The sequence below is a fragment of the Desemzia sp. FAM 23988 genome, from assembly GCF_045528365.1.
Taxonomy (GTDB): Bacteria; Bacillota; Bacilli; order Lactobacillales; family Carnobacteriaceae; genus Desemzia.
Genome location: NZ_JBGQQS010000062.1, coordinates 1 through 596, shown reverse-complemented (window position 1 = coordinate 596; position 596 = coordinate 1). Strand labels below are relative to the sequence as shown.

The window sequence follows — 596 nt, the reverse complement described above, 5'->3', positions numbered from 1 at the left end:
TAAATAATTAATTTATTTACCGTCCTCTCACACCACCGTACGTACCGTTCGGTATACGGCGGTTCAATTTTATATAACATGCTTTTGTTTTAAATAGTAACTATCGGGAGATACTAGACCTTTGAGGGCTAGTATCTTATTTGTTACTGTTGTTGTCATTACCCAGGACTGGGCTATTCGGGCAGTTCCTTTGGAACTGTGGCTATTCACATAGGCATTGTAGTCGCTCATTCCTAGTTTAACGAGAGCTTTCCTTCGCTTTTTAGCTGTTTTCCATTGGTGCCAAATACACATTCTCAGTCGATAACGAAGATGACTCGCTATTTTCTTGAGTTTTGTATACATATCTCCTATTTTGAAATAGTTCACCCATCCTCTGATGACTTGATTCAGTCTAACGATACGGTAAGCCATATCAATTCCCCAGCTTTTCTTGCTTAGCTGATGAAGTTTATATTTAAACGTCTCGATTGATATGGCATGGGGCTTTGCTCGATAGCCTTTGTCTGCTTTCGACCAATAGAATCCAAATCCCAGAAATTTAAATGTTGGATTATTTGGTTTAATGACTTTCGATTTAGTCGCATTAACAGTTA

Annotated in this window: 1 protein-coding gene; it reads right to left on the bottom strand. The window is 38.3% G+C overall.

Features of this window, described 5'->3' with window-relative positions:
- Positions 1-69: 69 nt before the first annotated feature.
- The coding region (locus tag ACEN4L_RS13420) for a group II intron maturase-specific domain-containing protein (protein WP_407097758.1) at positions 70-596 on the bottom strand (527 nt) is incomplete at its 5' end.